The organism is Variovorax beijingensis (genome assembly GCF_003951285.1).
Taxonomy (GTDB): domain Bacteria; phylum Pseudomonadota; class Gammaproteobacteria; order Burkholderiales; family Burkholderiaceae_C; genus Variovorax; species Variovorax beijingensis.
The window spans coordinates 116014-131119 of the sequence record NZ_RXFQ01000015.1; the positions used below are offsets into that span (position 1 = coordinate 116014).

Here is a 15106-nt window from a genome sequence, read left to right on the forward strand (position 1 = left end):
TCGATTATATGCAAGGGTCCTCCGGGAACCCCTTCAAGCCGTCCAAGTGGCTGCGCGAAGCGAATCGAGTGTGTTCTTTTCTCCACCCCGCCTTCTCCACCCTGCTCGCGTTCACTCATGAAATTCAAGGGCTCAGACAACTACGTCGCCACTCAGGACCTGATGCTGGCCGTCAATGCCGCCATCACGCTCAAGCGCCCGCTGCTCGTCAAGGGCGAGCCCGGCACCGGCAAGACCATGCTGGCCGAGGAAGTGGCGCAATCGCTCGGGCTGCCGCTCTTGCAGTGGCACATCAAGTCGACCACCAAGGCGCAGCAGGGCCTCTATGAATACGACGCCGTGAGCCGACTGCGCGACTCGCAGCTCAAGGACGTGGACGGCGGCGAGCGCGTCAAGGACATCCAGAACTACATCGTCAAGGGCGTGCTCTGGCAGGCCTTCACGGCCGACCAGCCGGTGGCGCTGCTCATCGACGAGATCGACAAGGCCGACATCGAATTCCCGAACGACCTGCTGCGCGAGATCGACCGCATGGAGTTCTACTGCTACGAGACGCGCGAGCTCATCCGCGCCAAGCACCGGCCGGTGGTGTTCATCACCTCCAACAACGAGAAGGAGCTGCCCGATGCCTTCCTGCGCCGCTGCTTCTTCCACTACATCAAGTTCCCCGACGCGGAAACGATGAAGAGCATCGTGGGGGTGCACTTCCCCGGCCTCAAGCAGGAGCTCCTCACGTCCGCGATGAAGACCTTCTACGACGTGCGCAACCTGCCCGGCCTCAAGAAGAAGCCCTCAACCTCCGAGCTGCTCGACTGGCTCAAGCTGCTGGTGGCCGAGGACATTCCGCTCGAGGCCCTGCAGAGCAAGGACGACAAGGTCGCCGTGCCGCCGCTGGTGGGCGCGCTGCTCAAGAACGAACAGGACGTGACCCTGTTCGAAAAGCTGGTCTTCATGCAGCGCAACAATCGATGAGCCAGCCACAAGCGCCGCATCCCGTCGGCCAGCTGCTCAAGCTGGGCGTGGCGCAGGCCGTGCTGTTCGTGGCGGGTGCGCTGCTCGGCCGCTGGATCGGGCTCAAGCTGGGACTCGATGCCTTCGGCCCCAATGGCTATGGCAACCGCGAGATCTTCGGCATCGTGCTGATCGGCATCGGCGGCGGTGGCGGCGTGCAGCTGGCCCGGGCCTGGTACGACCGCAAGTACGGCAAGCCGAGAGGCTGAAAAACAATCGCTGGGGAATTGAGATGGCGTTCGTCGAACCTGTCACGCTGAAGGCGCGCGACCTGGCGCTGGTGCCGCTGTCGCTCGGTCATGAAGAGGGCCTGCGCGCCGCCGCGGCCGACGGCGAGCTCTGGAAGCTGCGCGTCACCTCGGTGCCCGAGCCGCACGAGACCCGCGCCTACATCGAAACCGCCCTGCAGGGGCGCGAGGCCGGCCACCGCTTTGCGTTTGCCGTGACCGAGGCCGAAACCGGCGCCGTGCTCGGCAGCACCAGCTTCCATGACATCCTGCCGGCCGTGAAGCGCGTGGAGATCGGCTACACCTGGTACGCCAGACGCTGCCAGCGCACCCACGTCAACACCACCTGCAAGCTGCTCATGCTCACGCACGCCTTCGATACCCTCGGCTGCAACGTGGTGGGCTGGCGCACCGACAATTTCAACTTCGCTTCGCAGCGCGCGATCGAGCGGCTCGGCGCCAAGAAGGATGGCGTGATCCGCGGCCACGCAATGCGCCGCGACGGCACCATCCGCGACACCGTCATGTACAGCCTCGCCGCGGGCGAGTGGCCCGAGGTGAAGGCCCAGCTGCTCTACCTGCTCGACAAGCCGCGAAGCTGAAGAGAAGTCCAAGGAAAGCCCGACCATGCTGATCGATTTCTTCTACACGCTGCGCTCGGCCAAGCTGCCGGTCTCGGTCAAGGAATACCTCACGCTGCTCGAGGCGCTGCAGGCCGACGTGGTGGGGCCCAACTCCGACGGCGCCTTCGGCCTGGACGACTTCTACTACCTCTCGCGCACCGCGCTGGTCAAGGACGAGAAGCACTACGACAAGTTCGACCGCGCCTTTGCGGCCTACTTCAAGGGCGTGGAGATGCTGGCCGACTTCACCAAGGAAGTGCCGCTCGACTGGCTGCGCAAGACGCTGGAGCGCGAGTTCACGGCCGAGGAAAAGGCCAAGATCGAGAAGATGGGCTGGGACGAGCTCATGGAAACGCTCAAGAAGCGCTTCGAGGAGCAGAAGGAGCGCCACGAGGGCGGCAGCAAGTGGATCGGCACCGGCGGCACCTCGCCCTTCGGCCACGGCGGCTACAACCCGCAGGGCGTGCGCATTGGCGGCGCGGGCAAGAACAAGAGCGCCGTGAAGGTGTGGGACCAGCGCGCCTACAAGGACTACGACGACAGCCAGGAGCTCGGCACGCGCAACATCAAGGTGGCGCTGCGGCGGCTGCGCAAGTTCGCGCGCGAAGGCCACGAGGAAGAGCTGGACCTGGACGACACCATCCACTCCACCGCCGCCAATGCGGGTTACCTCGACATCAAGATGCGGCCCGAGCGCCACAACAACGTCAAGGTGCTGCTGCTGATGGACGTGGGCGGCACCATGGACGAGCACATCCAGCGCGTGGAGGAGCTGTTCTCGGCCGTCAAGACCGAGTTCAAGCACCTGGAGTTCTTCTACTTCCACAACTGCGTCTACGACTTCATGTGGAAGAACAACAAGCGCCGCTTCTCCGAGAAGTTCGCGACCTGGGACATCCTGCGCAAGTACAACAAGGACTACAAGCTCATCTTCGTCGGCGACGCGACCATGAGCCCCTACGAGATCCTGCAGCCCGGCGGCAGCGTCGAATACAACAACGAGGAAGCCGGCGCCGAATGGATCCAGCGCCTCACGCACACCTTCCCGAAGTTCGCCTGGATCAACCCCGAGCCGCAGGGCGTGTGGCAGTACCGCCAGAGCATCGCGGTGATGCAGCAGCTCATGTCCAACCGCATGTACCCGCTCACGCTGCGGGGTCTCGAAGAAGCAATGCGAATGCTTTCTAAGTAAGGCAGGTGCGAAGCCCGGAACTGTTTCCGGATGCTTACGGAACCGATGCGCCTTGCTGTCAAAATCCGCCCATGCTCAGGGTGGTTCCAGTCATTGCGCCGGCGTGCTTGCCGGCCTTGCTTTTTTGCGGTGTCCTGCTTTTGCAGGGATGCAGCCTGCTGCCGAAAAAGGACAGCGCGCAGGACACGGCCACCCCCGCGCTGGTGCGCAGCGATGGCTCGGCCGCCGACACGGGCCGCAAGGACGGCGAACGAAGCGCGCCGCGGCGCGACGCCTTCACCGTCGACGTCCGCGGGCCCGATACCGTGCGCGACTATCTCGCGCTGCACCTGGACATCCAGCGCTACCGCACGCTCGACGACCTGGGCGCCACCGAGATTTCGCGGCTCATGGTGGCGGCGGAGACCAACGCCCGAGAGCTGCTCGGCACGCTGGGCTATTTCACGCCCACGCTGACGCTGGAACTCAACGAGACGCCGGCCAGCAACAGGGCGCCGCGCGAGATCGTCATCACGGTGGAGCCGGGCGAACTCACCCGCGTGAGCAACGTGCAGATCAGCTACAGCGGCGCGATGGCCGACGATCCCGCGGCCGAGGCCCAGCGCGATTCGATCCGCACCGCCTGGGCGCTGCGCGCGGGCCAGCCTTTCACGCAGCAGGGCTGGGACAACGCCAAGACCATCGCCCTGCGCAGCCTCACGGCCAGGCGCTTTCCCACCGGCAGCGTTGCAGTGAGCCGCGCCGAGGTCGATGCCGACCGGCACGAGGCCCGCCTCAGCGTCACCTACCAGTCGGGCCCGGCCTACCGCTTCGGCCCGCTCGTGCTGCGCGGCACCGAGCGCTATGACGCCGACGGCGCGCGCCGCATCGCACAGCTCCCCACCGGCACCGACTACGACCAGCAGAAGCTGCTCGACGCCCAGCAGCGCCTGGCCAGCAGCGGCTACTACGACTCGGTGTTCCTCACGCTCGACACCGAAAGCGGCACGCCGCTCGCAGCCCCGGTGATTGCGCAGCTGCGCGAAGCCCCGATGCAGAAGGTGGTGCTGGGCGCCGGCTTCACCACCGACAACGGGCCGCGGCTGTCGGTGGACCACATCCACAACCGGCTGCCGCTGCTCGGCTGGCGCGCCGTGTCGCGGCTGTCGGTCGACCGCGACATCAAGTCGCTGGGCACCGAGTGGAACGCCATTCCCGACGACCGCGGATGGCGCTGGTTCGCAGGCGCCGGGCTCAAGAGCGAAACGTCGGGCAGCTACGTGGTCGACAGCGGCCGCCTGCGCAGCGGGCGCAGCAAGTCCAGCGGCCACATCGACCGCAGCTACTTCCTGCAGTACGATTACGCGCAGAACCGCGGCACCAATGCACCGCCCTCGGCCTCGGCCGTGACCGCCAACTGGGGCTGGACCGGCCGCTATTTCGACGACAACGCCGCGCCCACGCGCGGCTTCGGCCTGGCGCTCGAACTGGGCGCCGGCTACACGCTGACCGGCGAGCGCCTGCCCTTCACGCGCACCTATGCGCGCTGGCTCGGCGTGCTGCCGCTGGGCTTCGCCGAAGACCGCGACGCCGCCACGCTGGCGCGCCGCAGCCGGCTCCAGCTGCGCGCCGAAGCCGGCGCGGTATCCGCCAAGGACAGCGCGCAGATCCCCTCCACGCTGATGTTCCTGACCGGCGGCGACACCACCGTGCGCGGCTACAGCTACCGCCAGATCGGCACCGTGCGTGACGACGGCCAGATCGTGGCGGGCCGCTACCTCGGTGTCGTGAGCGCCGAATGGCAGCGGCCCTTCGTCTACAACGACAAGCTCACCGAATGGGAGAGCGTGGTGTTCGTCGACGCCGGCGCCGTGGCCGACAAGCCCGGCGAGCTCAAGCCGAAGGTCGGCGTGGGCGTGGGCGCGCGCTGGCGCAGCCCGGTCGGGCCGGTGCAGGCCGACCTTGCCTACGGCGTGGACACGCGCAAGTTCCGCCTGCACTTTCGCCTGGGCTTCACTTTCTGAGCGCGCACCCATCGATGCAGACCGACGCCGAACCCCAGTCCACGCCGCCCGCACGCGCAAAGCGTTCGCGCACGCGGCGCGCGCTGCGTGCGCTGGGCTGGACGGCCGCGGGCCTGCTTGCACTGGTGCTCGTGATCGGCGCGGGCGCGTGGTGGTGGATCGGTTCCAACCAGTCGCTGGCCTTCGCGCTCGCCAAGGCCGCGCGCTACCTGCCCGCCGGCCAGACGCTCGAAAGCCGCGAGGTCACGGGCTCGCTGCGCACCGGCGGGCACATCGGCTGGCTGCGCTGGCAAAGCGAAGAGCTGGCTGTCGAGGTGCACGAGGCGAACATCGGCTGGCAGCTCGCGCCGCTGTTCCAGCGCAAGCTGCAGGTCGGCGAGGTGCATGCGGCACGCCTGCTGATCGAGCGCCGCGGCCCGCCGAGCGACACGCCCACCGAGCCGCTCGAACAGCTCGCGCTGCCGATCGAGGTCGAGCTGCCGTTCCGCATCGACGAGCTGCGCTGGGCCGGGCCGCCCGCGCTCCAGGCCAACCAGCTCGCGGGCAGCTACCGCTACACCGGCGCGGAGCATCGACTGGAGGTCAAGGGCGTCGACATTGCCGACGGTCACTACAGCGCGCGCGTGAAGCTGCAAGGGCCTGCGCCGATGGCGCTCGACGCCACGCTGGACGGCCGCGTGAAGGCGCCGCTGGCCGAAGACCGCAGCATCGAGGTGCTGGCCCAAGCCGCCATCCAGGGCACGCTTGCCGGCACCGACGCGCGGCTGCAGGTGGCCGCCGAACTGAAGCCGGTCGAGCCCGATGCCGAAGCTCCCATGGAAGCGAAGCTGCAAGCGAACATCGCGCCCTGGCTGCCGCAGCCGGTCATCGATGCCAAGGCCGACCTGCGCAACGTCGATGCGGCCAGCCTCTGGCCCGGCGCACCGCGCACCCGCCTGACCGGCACGGTCGAGCTGCAACCCGACGCGGCCACCGGCCCCGCCGCCTGGCAGGCCTCGGCCAGCATCCGCAATGCGCTGCCCGGCCCCTGGGACAAGGGCGCGCTGCCGCTCGAACAGGTCGAGGCGCGCGTGGGGTTCGACGGCACCAACTGGACGATCCCCGAAGCCACGCTGCGCGCGGGCGGCGGCCGCATCGACGCCGAAGGCCGCTGGAGCCCCGCGCCCGCACCCTGGCAGGCGCGCGCCTCCGTGCGCGGCGTGCGGCCCGGCCTGCTGCACAGCGAGCTGTCGGGCGCGCCGATCAACGGCACGGCCACGGCGCAGCAGCGCGAGGACACCATCGGTTTCGACCTCGCGCTGCGTGCCCAAGGCGGCGCCGGCAGCGCGGCCATGCCGGGCTTCGGCCTCGACCGCGTGCTCGCCCAGGGCCAGTGGAAGAACCAGGTGCTGGACCTGCAAACGCTGCGCGTCGAAGCCGAGCGCGCCAGCATCGGGGGCCGGCTGCAGGTGCGCGTGGCCGAGCAGGCCGCGAGCGGCAAGCTCGACCTCGCGCTGCCGGGCGGCGGCGCGCAGCTCGAAGGCCGCATCGCACCGGCACAAGGGGCCGGCGAGATCAAGGCGCGCATCGACGACGCCGAAGCCGTGCAGCGCTGGATCGAAGGCCTGCCCGAACTGTCGAAGCTGTTCGCGGGCAAGACCGCCAAGGGCTCCGCGCGGCTCGACGCCAGCTGGCAGGGCGGCTGGCAGACCATCCAGCGCCGGCTCGAGAACCCCAATGCGCCGGCCCAGCGCGGCATTGCAGAGCCCAGCCTCAAGGCCGCGCTCGGCGTGCCGCGCCTGGAACTGCGCATGCCGGCTGCCAATGGCAACGGCAACGGCAATGCAGCGGCCACCACGGTCCAGCTGAAAGACCTGCGCGCGGACCTTGCCGGCAGCCTGGCGCAGGCCACGCTCGCGCTGCAGGGCGAAGCCAGCACCGGCACACAGAAGCTCGCGCTCGACGCGCGCGCGAGCGGCGGCCTTGCGGGCCCCAACCAATGGCGCGCGGCGCTCGCCAGCCTGCGCCTGCAGGCCCAGGACAGCGCGCAGCCCGCCACCGCCAGCGCGCCCTGGACGCTGGAACTCGGCCGCGAAGTCAGCGCCACCATCAAGACCAGCGGAAGCGGCAGCAGCCACCGCCTCGACCTCGAAGCCTCGGCCGCCGCCGCCACCTTGCGTGGGCCGGCGCCCGGCACCGTGCGCATCGAATGGCAGCCGCTGCGCTTCACCCAAAGCGGCGCGGCGCCCAACCAGGCCTTCCGCCTGCAATCCAAGGGCAAGCTGCAGGGCCTTCCGATGGCCTGGGCCGAGGCCTTCGGCGCCAGCGCCACCTTCAACGAGCTCGGCGTGAGCGGCGACCTCATGTTCGACGGCGACTGGGACATCGACGCCGGTGACACCTTGCGCGCCCATGCGCGGATCGCGCGCCAGAGCGGCGACATCCGCGTGCAGGCGGGCGAGGCCGCGCTGGTCACGCGCATCACGAGCCGCGGCACCGGCACGGCCAGCGAGCGCACGATGAATTCCGCCACTGCGCAGGGCACCACGCCCAGCACGCCGGCGGGCCTGCGCCAGGCCGAACTGCGCCTCGATGCGCAAGGCGAGGCCGTGCGCGCCACGCTGGCCTGGGACAGCGAACGCGCGGGCAAGATCGACGCCGGGCTCGACACGCGCATGCAGCAGCGCGCGGGCGGCTGGCAATGGGCGCCCGATGCGCCGCTGGCCGGCAACATCAAGGCCACGCTGCCCAACCTGGGCGTGTGGTCGATGCTCGCGCCGCCCGGCTGGCGCGTGGCGGGCACGCTGGACGCCGATGCCGCGCTCTCGGGCAACCGCGCGGCGCCGCGCTGGAACGGCACGCTGGGCGCCGACAAGCTCGCGCTGCGCGCGCCGGTCGAAGGGCTCGACCTGCGCGACGGCCGGCTGCGTGCCACGCTCACCGGGGAGCGCATCGAGATCACCGAATTCACGCTCAAGGGCGGCGCCGGCAGCACGGTGCGCATCGGGGGCCAGAGCGGCAACCGCAGCACCGCGGCCAGCCAGGCCGCGAGCGACGGCGGCTCGCTCTCGGCGCGCGGCGACATGGCCTGGGGCGCGGCGGGCGCCTCGGGCACGGGCATCCGCATGGCGCTGCAGGCCGACCTGCGCGCGCTGCGCGTGCTGGTGCGCACCGACCGGCAGCTCACGCTCTCGGGCAATCTGCAGGCGCGTCTCGACGGCGGCCAGTTCAGCGTGCGTGGCAAGCTCAGGACCGACCGCGCGGTGATCATCCTGCCCGACGAGACCGCGCCGAGCCTGGGCACCGACGTGGTGGTGCGCTCCGCCGCCAAGGACCGCGAGATGGCCGAGCAGGCCCGGCGCGATGCCGCGCGCAACGAGGCGCAGGCTGCCAAGCCGCAGACCGCGAAGCCGCCCGACATCGTGGTGAACTTCGACCTGGGCGACGACTTCGCGGTGCAGGGGCGCGGCATCACCACGCGGCTCGAGGGCGACCTGGAGATCCGCAGCACCCGCCTCGATGCGCCGCCGCGCATCACCGGCGAGGTGAAGACCGTGCGGGGCCAGTACCGCGCCTACGGCCAGCAGCTCGACGTGGAAACCGGCGTGGCCCGCTTCAACGGGCCCTTCGACAATCCCGCGCTCGACATCCTGGCCATCCGGCCCAACATCTCGCAGCGCGCCGGCGTGCAGATCACGGGCACCGCGCAGTCGCCGCGCGTCAAGCTCTATTCGGAGCCCGCGCTGTCCGATGCGGAGACGCTCTCGTGGGTGGTGCTCGGCCGCGCCTCGGCCACCAGCGGCGGCGAATCGGCGCTGCTGCAGCAGGCGGCGCTCGCACTGATCGGCCATGTCAGCAAGGGCACGAGCGGCGGCAGCCTGGCCAGCCGCTTCGGCCTGGACGAACTCGGCTTCAAGGGCCCCGGCAACGGCGGCGACCTGCGCGAGTCGGCGGTCACGCTCGGCAAGCGGCTGTCGAAGGATTTCTACCTCACCTACGAACGCAGCCTGGGCGGCACCTTCGGCACCATCTTCATCTTCTACGACCTGACGCAGCGCCTCACGCTGCGCGGACAGGCCGGCCAGACCAGCGGGCTCGACCTGATCTACACGCTCAAGTACGACTGAGCTGCGGGTCTGCCGCCTTGACCGCGGTAATTCGCAGGGTTAAAAATCGTTAACGCCCTTCTAACAAGGAACGACGATGCACGGTGAAGGAGACAAGGGCGAGTGTTCCACGCTGGACCGTCAGAAGTACGACCCGCCGGGCTACTCGCGAACCACGTTCTTGCGCCACGCGCTGCAGTGCGTGATTGCAGTCATTGCAGCAGGCGCCGCGGTGGCGTCCATTCCCTACTGGGGAGGCGACGACTTTCCGCTGATGGGCCTGATCGTCTACGTCGCGGGCATGGTGTTCGTTGCCATGCCGCTGTGCCTCTACTACGAGTCGCTGCTGCAGTCGCATGAAGAGCGCGTGGAGCGTGCAAGGCACATGCTGGCCGCCTAAGCCTCCGGCTTCGCCTTGACCACCTGGCGCAGGCCCGCAAGCGCGGGATCGACGATGGCCGCGTCCGCTCCCACCGCGTACACCGCATACGCCGGATAAAGAAACTCCGGCGTGCCGGGCACGCGGCGCAGCCGGCCCGATTCGAGGTGGCTGCGCACCACGTCGTGCCGGAAGTAGCCGGTGCCACCCGCGGCCAGCAGGAACTCGCGTCCGAGCGGCCCGAGCCCGGCGCTCACCGCGGCGTTGGAGAGCTCGGGAAAGGCAAGGCCGTGCTGCGCCGCGAACTCCGGGCCCCAGTCCACATACACGTAGTCCGCGGGCCGCGGCACGCGCGGGTGCTGCGCGGTCGTGACCATGACGAGCTTCTCCTCGATGAGCAGTTCCACGCGCAGGCCGGGCCGCTGCTGCGGCGCGTAGGCAATGGCGATGTCGAGCACGCCCGCGGCCACCTTGTCGAGCAGGTCGTGCGGAAAGCCCACCTCGGTGCGGATGGCCAGCTGCGGCGCGGCCGTGCGCATCCACAGCAGCCATTGCAGCAGCAGCGGATCCCACAGGCTGATCTCGCATCCGATGGCGAGCACGGCGCGGCTGCCGATGGGCACCGCGACCTGGTGGCGCGCGCGCTCCCACACCTGCACCAGCATGGTGGCGTGCGGCAGGAACTGCTCGCCGGCCGCGGTGAGCACCGCACCCGCCTTGTTGCGGACGAAGAGCGGCCGGCCCAGCAGCTCCTCGAGCGTTCGCACGCGCGCGCTCACCGAAGTCTGCGTGACATGCAGCCGCTCGGCGGCGCGCTGGAAGCTGCGCGTGTCCACGATTTCCAGGAACGTCCGGGCCAGGTTGATGTCCATGCCGCATCCTTTTTGAGTGCATTAATTTTGCACTCAACTGGCAATTAATATCGTTTTACTTGATGCGAACGCGGGCCCAAGATGAAGGCATCCCAAGCAACCAGGAGTTGATCGATGCCCACCCTTCGCGAACCATTCCATGCCGGCGCCGCCGAAAGCCTTGCCGATGCCTTCAAGGCGCTTCTCGACGAAACCCTGGTGCTCATCGAAGCCCTGCTGAGCCCGAACAGGATCATCGGCGAGGTGGAGCAGATGCGTGCGCTGCAGGTGGCGGCGGACGACATCGAGCCCACCGATCCGGCGCGCGCCGAGCTGCTGCGCTCGCGCGCCTCGCGCATCGGCCTGCGCTGACGAGGTTCACGGCGCAGCTTCGAACGGCACGATCTGCGAAATGAGCGCGGGTCCATCGGCCAGCAGGAAGTCCTTGAAGGCCTGCGCCACCGGCGGCAGCCGCTTGCTGCGCCGGTGCACCACGTACCAGTTGAGCATCAGCGGAAAGCCCTGCACGTCGAGCACGCGCAGGCTGCCGGCGCGCAGCTCCTGGCTGATGGTGTGAGCCGACACGAAGCTCACGCCCATGCCCGCGATCACCGCCTGCTTGATGGTCTCGGTGCTGCGGATCTCCATCGCGATGTTGATGCCGCGGAGGTCGCCGCCGAAGCCCTCCTCCATCGAATGCCAGGTGTCCGAGGCCTTCTCGCGCACCACGAAGGGCTCGCGCATGAGCCGCGCCAGCGGGATGCGCGGCACACCCACCAGCGGATGGTTGGGTGCGGCGACGATCACGTAGGGATGCGGCGCGAACGGCTGGTTGACGGTGTCCAGGTCGGTCGGCGGGCGCACCATGATCGCCAGATCGGTGAGGTTCTCCGCGATGTGGGTCATGAGCCCTTCGCGGTTGTGCACCGTGAAGTTCAGCGTGACGCCGCGGTGCCGGCTCGCAAACTCCACCAGGAGGCGCGGAAAGAAGTAGTCGCCCGCGCTGATCACGCCCACGTTGAGCTTGCCGCCCGAGACGCCGTTGAACTGCAGCATCGCGTTCTCGGCCGCCTCGAACTGCTGGATGATCGCGCGGCTGATCTGCAGCAGCTCGGTGCCGGCCGGCGTCAGGTAGATCTTCTTGCCGAACTGCTCGAACAGCGCATTGCCCGCGTGCTCCTCGAGCTTGCGCACCTGCGTGGAAACGGCCGGCTGCGTCAGGTGAAGCTCCTCCGCCGCGCGCGAGAAGCTCAGCAGCCGCGCCACCGCTTCGAAGACTTTCAACTGGCGCAGGGTCGCGTGCTTCATTCGGAAAAAGGGGGCTGCTGCAATCGAGCGGGCATCGTACTGCGCGCCAGGCCGCGCCCGGCAGGAGGCTAGGGTATGCGCGCCACGTGCAGCAGATTCGTCGTTCCCGAAAGCCCGAACGGCAGGCCCGCGACAACCACCACGTCGCGGCCGGTGCTCGCGAAGCCCTCGGTGCAGGCGTTGCGGCAGGCGCACTCGATCATCTCGGCCACGTCGTGCACGTCATCGACCAGCACCGCATGCACGCCCCACACCATCGCCATGCGGCGCGCCGTGGCCACGTCGGGCGTGAGGCTGATGATGGGCACGGCCGGCCGCTCGCGCGCGGCGCGCAGGCTGGTGAAGCCCGACGAGGTGTAGGTGACGGTGGCGGCGGGCGCAAGCAGCGCGGCCACCTGGCGCATCGACGCGCACACCGCATCGGCCGTGGTCGACAGCGAGGCCTCGTGCGTGGCGTCGATGCCGATGCGGTAGGACGCATCGGCCTCCACGCGCGAGATGATGCGGTCCATCATGGCCACGGCCTCCAGCGGATATTTTCCGGAGGCGGATTCGGCCGACAGCATCACCGCGTCCACGCCGTCGTACACGGCGGTGGCAACGTCTGACACCTCGGCGCGCGTGGGCACCGGCGCGGCAATCATCGATTCGAGCATCTGCGTGGCCACCACCACCGGCTTGCCGCGCTTGCGGCAGGCGCGCACGATCAGGCGCTGCAGCTCGGGCACGCGCTCGGGCGGCAGCTCCACGCCGAGGTCGCCGCGCGCCACCATGACGCCGTCGCACAGGTCGACGATCGCGTCCAGGTGGTCGATGGCCGCGGGCTTCTCGAGTTTGGCCATGATCCACGCGCGCTTGCCGATGATGGCGCGCGCCTCCTCGATGTCTTCGGGGCGCTGCACGAAGGACAGCGCCACCCAGTCCACGCCCATGGCAAGCCCGCAGGCCAGGTCGTCCAGGTCCTTGGGCGTCAGCGGCGAGATCGGCAGCACCACGCTCGGCACGTTGACGCCCTTGCGGTCGGAGATCGGGCCGCCGACCAGCACCGTGGTCTCGGCGAAGTCGGGACCGAAGCTGTCCACGCGCAGCCGCAGCTTGCCGTCGTCGAGCAGCAGGTCGGTGCCCACCTGCAGCGCCGCGAAGATTTCCGGATGCAGCAGCGGCGCGCGGCGCGCGTTGCCGCTGGTTGGGTCCATGTCGAGCCGGAAGCGCGAACCCGCGTCGAGCTGCGCGCGGCCGCCTTCGAAGGTGCCCAGCCGCAGCTTCGGCCCCTGCAGGTCGAGCAGCACGCCGATCGGCCGGCCAAACTCTTTCTCGAGCCGCCGGATGGTGTCGAGGCGGCGCGCATGGTCATGCTGCGTGCCATGGCTGAAGTTGAGCCGGAACACGTCCACGCCGCGCTCGAACAGGGCTCGGATGGCCGGCTCGTCGGTGGTGGCAGGGCCCAGCGTGGCCACGATCTTCGCGCTGCGTGTACGTCGCATCATCCGTTCCATTTCATCGATCGGTCACAGCGCACGACCGGCGCCCCCTCGGCGCCGAATTGCGCAGCCTGAGTGGAGCTAGCCCGCCATCTCGTGAAGGCAGACCCGGCCGCGCTGTTCTTCCATCGTACGCGCCAGCAGCTTGACCAGGGAATACACGGTGTCGATGTGCGGCGTCGGCGTGTCGGTGAGCCGGGCCAGCTCGACCACGGCGCCCACCAGCGCATCGATCTCGGGCGCGCGGCCGGCTTCCACGTCCTGCAGCATCGAGGTCTTGTGCTTGCCGACCTTTTCGGCGCCCGCAATGCGCTTGTCGAGCGTCACGCGAAATTCGATGCCCAGCTTGTGCGCCACCGCCTGCGCCTCGCGCATCATCGCGGCGGCCAGCTCGCGCGACGGCGGGTACTGGCAGATGTCGACCAGCGTGGAGTGCGACAGGCTGCTGATCGGGTTGAAGGTCAGGTTGCCCCAGAGCTTGAGCCAGATCTCGGCGCGGATGTTGTCGAGCACCGGCGCCTTGAAGCCGGCCGCGCCCAGGCAGGCCGAGACGCGGTTCACGCGCGCGCTCGAGGAGCCGTCGAGCTCGCCGACCGGGAAGCGGTCGCCCTCGATGTGCTTCACCACGCCGGGTGCGGTGAGCTCGGAGGCGGGATACACCACGCAGCCGATGACGCGCTCGGCCGGGATCTTCGCGGCCACCAGGCCGGTCGGGTCGACGCTGCGCACCGGCGTGCCCGCCAGCGCGCCGCCGTGCTGGTGGAAGTACCAGAACGGGATGCCGTTCTGCATCGTCACCACCACCGTCTCGGGCCCGAAGAGCCTGGGCACGTCGTTGGCCACGGCCTCGACCTGGTGCGCCTTCATCGCGAGGACGACGATGTCCTGCGGCCCCGCCTGGTCGTAGCGGTCGGTGGCCTTGACGTTGCGCGCCACCTGCTGCGTGCCATCCGCCCCGATGAGCGTGAAGCCGTTGGTGGCGATGGCGTCGAGATTCTTCCCGCGCACGATGAACGTCACGTCCTCGCCGGCCAGGGCGAGCTTCGCGCCCACCAGGCCGCCGATGGCGCCCGCTCCAATGACTGCAATCTTCATGTCGATCCCCAAGGTTGTTGATTCTTCCGGCGCGGGTCGGTCTCAGCCGAAGCGGTTGCCGAGCCTGCCGATGCCGCCGATCTCCACTTCGACCAGGCTGCCGGGCTTCATCGAGCCGACGCCGACGGAGGTGCCGCACAGGATCACGTCGCCGGGTTGCAGGGTCATGTCCTGGGAGATCAGGCTCACGAGTTGCCGGACCGAAAAGCGCATGTCGCTGATCGGATAGTTCTGCCGCACCTCGCCGTCGAGCAGCGTGGTGACAGTGAGCGTGGCGGGATCGAGGCCGGTGGCCACCGCCGGGCCCATCGGGCAGAAGGTGTCGAAGCCCTTGGCCCGCACCCATTGGGCGAACGAGGCGTCGCGGTTCAGGATGTCGGCCACCGTCACGTCGTTGGCGCAGGTGTAGCCGAACACATGGCCGAGCGCATCCGCCTCGGACACGGCGGTGCACGCCTTGCCGATGACGATGCCGAGCTCGCCCTCGAACACCACCTTGCCCTCGCACAGCGGCTTGCGGATGGGCGCGCCGGGCGCAAGGTAGGAGTTGGGCGCCTTCAGCAGGTACAGCGGCTCGGCCGGCACCGCCAGCTTGAGCTTCTCGCCGAGCGCGTGGAAGTTGTTCCACAGCGCGATGACCTTGGTCGGCTCGGTGGGCGTGAGCAGCCGCACGCCCGAGAGCAGGAACACGCGGCCGGTCGGCTCCGGGCGGTCGAACATGTTGCCGCGGTGCTCGTGCACGGCATCGCCCTCGAGCGTGCCGAAGCCAGTTTCGCCGCCGTGTTCGAAACGGACCCACCGTTGTTGTTGTTGCTGCTGTTGCTGCTGCATGTCGCGCCTTCCTTTAGTTT

The 15106-nt window shown here is 69.1% G+C and carries 13 protein-coding genes; 8 read left to right on the top strand and 5 right to left on the bottom strand.

The genetic code is table 11. The annotated features are described in order from the left end of the window. Positions 1-117 precede the first annotated feature (117 nt). The 7 genes from EJO66_RS23460 to EJO66_RS23490 all read left to right on the top strand — a co-directional run bounded on the left by EJO66_RS23460 (position 118) and on the right by EJO66_RS23490 (position 9541). Positions 118-972, top strand: a complete 855-nt coding sequence (locus tag EJO66_RS23460) for an AAA family ATPase (protein ID WP_124960213.1) — start codon at positions 118-120, stop codon at positions 970-972. Then, positions 969-1220, top strand: coding sequence for a hypothetical protein (locus EJO66_RS23465; RefSeq protein ID WP_124960214.1), 252 nt, complete (start codon positions 969-971; stop codon positions 1218-1220). The genes EJO66_RS23460 and EJO66_RS23465 overlap by 4 nt, the downstream gene beginning before the upstream one ends. A gap of 23 nt (positions 1221-1243) precedes the next feature. Then, positions 1244-1840: a GNAT family N-acetyltransferase gene (locus EJO66_RS23470; protein ID WP_124960215.1), complete on the top strand. Its 597-nt coding sequence runs from the start codon at positions 1244-1246 to the stop codon at positions 1838-1840. A 25-nt stretch (positions 1841-1865) separates the two neighbouring features. Continuing rightward, the gene (locus EJO66_RS23475) at positions 1866-3053 is read left to right on the top strand and encodes a vWA domain-containing protein (protein WP_124960216.1); all 1188 of its coding nucleotides are present in this window, start codon (positions 1866-1868) and stop codon (positions 3051-3053) included. 71 nt (positions 3054-3124) lie between these two features. After that, on the top strand, positions 3125-5056 hold the full coding sequence (locus tag EJO66_RS23480) for an autotransporter assembly complex protein TamA (protein ID WP_124960217.1): 1932 nt from the start codon (positions 3125-3127) through the stop codon (positions 5054-5056). A 14-nt stretch (positions 5057-5070) separates the two neighbouring features. After that, entirely contained in the window at positions 5071-9162 is a 4092-nt protein-coding gene (locus EJO66_RS23485; protein WP_125966310.1) for a translocation/assembly module TamB domain-containing protein, read from the top strand. Between the two features lie 76 nt (positions 9163-9238). Next, positions 9239-9541, top strand: coding sequence for a hypothetical protein (locus EJO66_RS23490; RefSeq protein WP_124960219.1), 303 nt, complete (start codon positions 9239-9241; stop codon positions 9539-9541). Here EJO66_RS23490 and EJO66_RS23495 read toward each other — a convergent pair. Continuing rightward, a complete protein-coding gene (locus tag EJO66_RS23495; protein ID WP_124960220.1) occupies positions 9538-10392 on the bottom strand; it encodes a LysR family transcriptional regulator in 855 nt (284 codons plus the stop codon). The genes EJO66_RS23490 and EJO66_RS23495 overlap by 4 nt on opposite strands. 114 nt (positions 10393-10506) lie before the next feature. Here EJO66_RS23495 and EJO66_RS23500 point away from each other — a divergent pair, with 114 nt between their 5' ends. Continuing rightward, positions 10507-10743 (top strand): hypothetical protein, encoded by a 237-nt coding sequence (locus EJO66_RS23500; protein WP_124960221.1) that lies wholly within the window; start codon positions 10507-10509, stop codon positions 10741-10743. Positions 10744-10749: 6 nt separating this feature from the next. Here the strand turns inward: EJO66_RS23500 and EJO66_RS23505 are convergent, their stop codons facing one another. The 4 genes from EJO66_RS23505 to EJO66_RS23520 all read right to left on the bottom strand — a co-directional run bounded on the left by EJO66_RS23505 (position 10750) and on the right by EJO66_RS23520 (position 15086). Next, a complete protein-coding gene (locus EJO66_RS23505) occupies positions 10750-11679 on the bottom strand; it encodes a LysR family transcriptional regulator (protein ID WP_124960222.1) in 930 nt (309 codons plus the stop codon). 68 nt (positions 11680-11747) lie between these two features. Further along, the gene (gene pyk, locus EJO66_RS23510; RefSeq protein WP_124960223.1) at positions 11748-13163 is read right to left on the bottom strand and encodes a pyruvate kinase; all 1416 of its coding nucleotides are present in this window, start codon (positions 13161-13163) and stop codon (positions 11748-11750) included. A 78-nt stretch (positions 13164-13241) separates the two neighbouring features. Beyond that, positions 13242-14255 (bottom strand): 2-dehydropantoate 2-reductase, encoded by a 1014-nt coding sequence (locus EJO66_RS23515; RefSeq protein WP_124960224.1) that lies wholly within the window; start codon positions 14253-14255, stop codon positions 13242-13244. Between the two features lie 42 nt (positions 14256-14297). After that, positions 14298-15086 (bottom strand): fumarylacetoacetate hydrolase family protein, encoded by a 789-nt coding sequence (locus EJO66_RS23520; RefSeq protein ID WP_124960225.1) that lies wholly within the window; start codon positions 15084-15086, stop codon positions 14298-14300. Between the last annotated feature and the right edge of the window lie 20 nt (positions 15087-15106).

Excerpts from the sequence above, each read along its gene's own strand:
- EJO66_RS23460 (WP_124960213.1), top strand. The coding sequence starts at position 118 with ATGAAATTCAAGGGCTCAGACAACTACGTCGCCACTCAGGACCTGATG.
- EJO66_RS23465 (WP_124960214.1), top strand. The coding sequence starts at position 969 with ATGAGCCAGCCACAAGCGCCGCATCCCGTCGGCCAGCTGCTCAAGCTG.
- EJO66_RS23470 (WP_124960215.1), top strand. The coding sequence starts at position 1,244 with ATGGCGTTCGTCGAACCTGTCACGCTGAAGGCGCGCGACCTGGCGCTG.
- EJO66_RS23475 (WP_124960216.1), top strand. The coding sequence starts at position 1,866 with ATGCTGATCGATTTCTTCTACACGCTGCGCTCGGCCAAGCTGCCGGTC.
- EJO66_RS23480 (WP_124960217.1), top strand. The coding sequence starts at position 3,125 with ATGCTCAGGGTGGTTCCAGTCATTGCGCCGGCGTGCTTGCCGGCCTTG.
- EJO66_RS23485 (WP_125966310.1), top strand. The coding sequence starts at position 5,071 with ATGCAGACCGACGCCGAACCCCAGTCCACGCCGCCCGCACGCGCAAAG.
- EJO66_RS23490 (WP_124960219.1), top strand. The coding sequence starts at position 9,239 with ATGCACGGTGAAGGAGACAAGGGCGAGTGTTCCACGCTGGACCGTCAG.
- EJO66_RS23495 (WP_124960220.1), bottom strand. The coding sequence starts at position 10,392 with ATGGACATCAACCTGGCCCGGACGTTCCTGGAAATCGTGGACACGCGC.
- EJO66_RS23500 (WP_124960221.1), top strand. The coding sequence starts at position 10,507 with ATGCCCACCCTTCGCGAACCATTCCATGCCGGCGCCGCCGAAAGCCTT.
- EJO66_RS23505 (WP_124960222.1), bottom strand. The coding sequence starts at position 11,679 with ATGAAGCACGCGACCCTGCGCCAGTTGAAAGTCTTCGAAGCGGTGGCG.
- pyk (WP_124960223.1), bottom strand. The coding sequence starts at position 13,163 with ATGCGACGTACACGCAGCGCGAAGATCGTGGCCACGCTGGGCCCTGCC.
- EJO66_RS23515 (WP_124960224.1), bottom strand. The coding sequence starts at position 14,255 with ATGAAGATTGCAGTCATTGGAGCGGGCGCCATCGGCGGCCTGGTGGGC.
- EJO66_RS23520 (WP_124960225.1), bottom strand. The coding sequence starts at position 15,086 with ATGCAGCAGCAACAGCAGCAACAACAACAACGGTGGGTCCGTTTCGAA.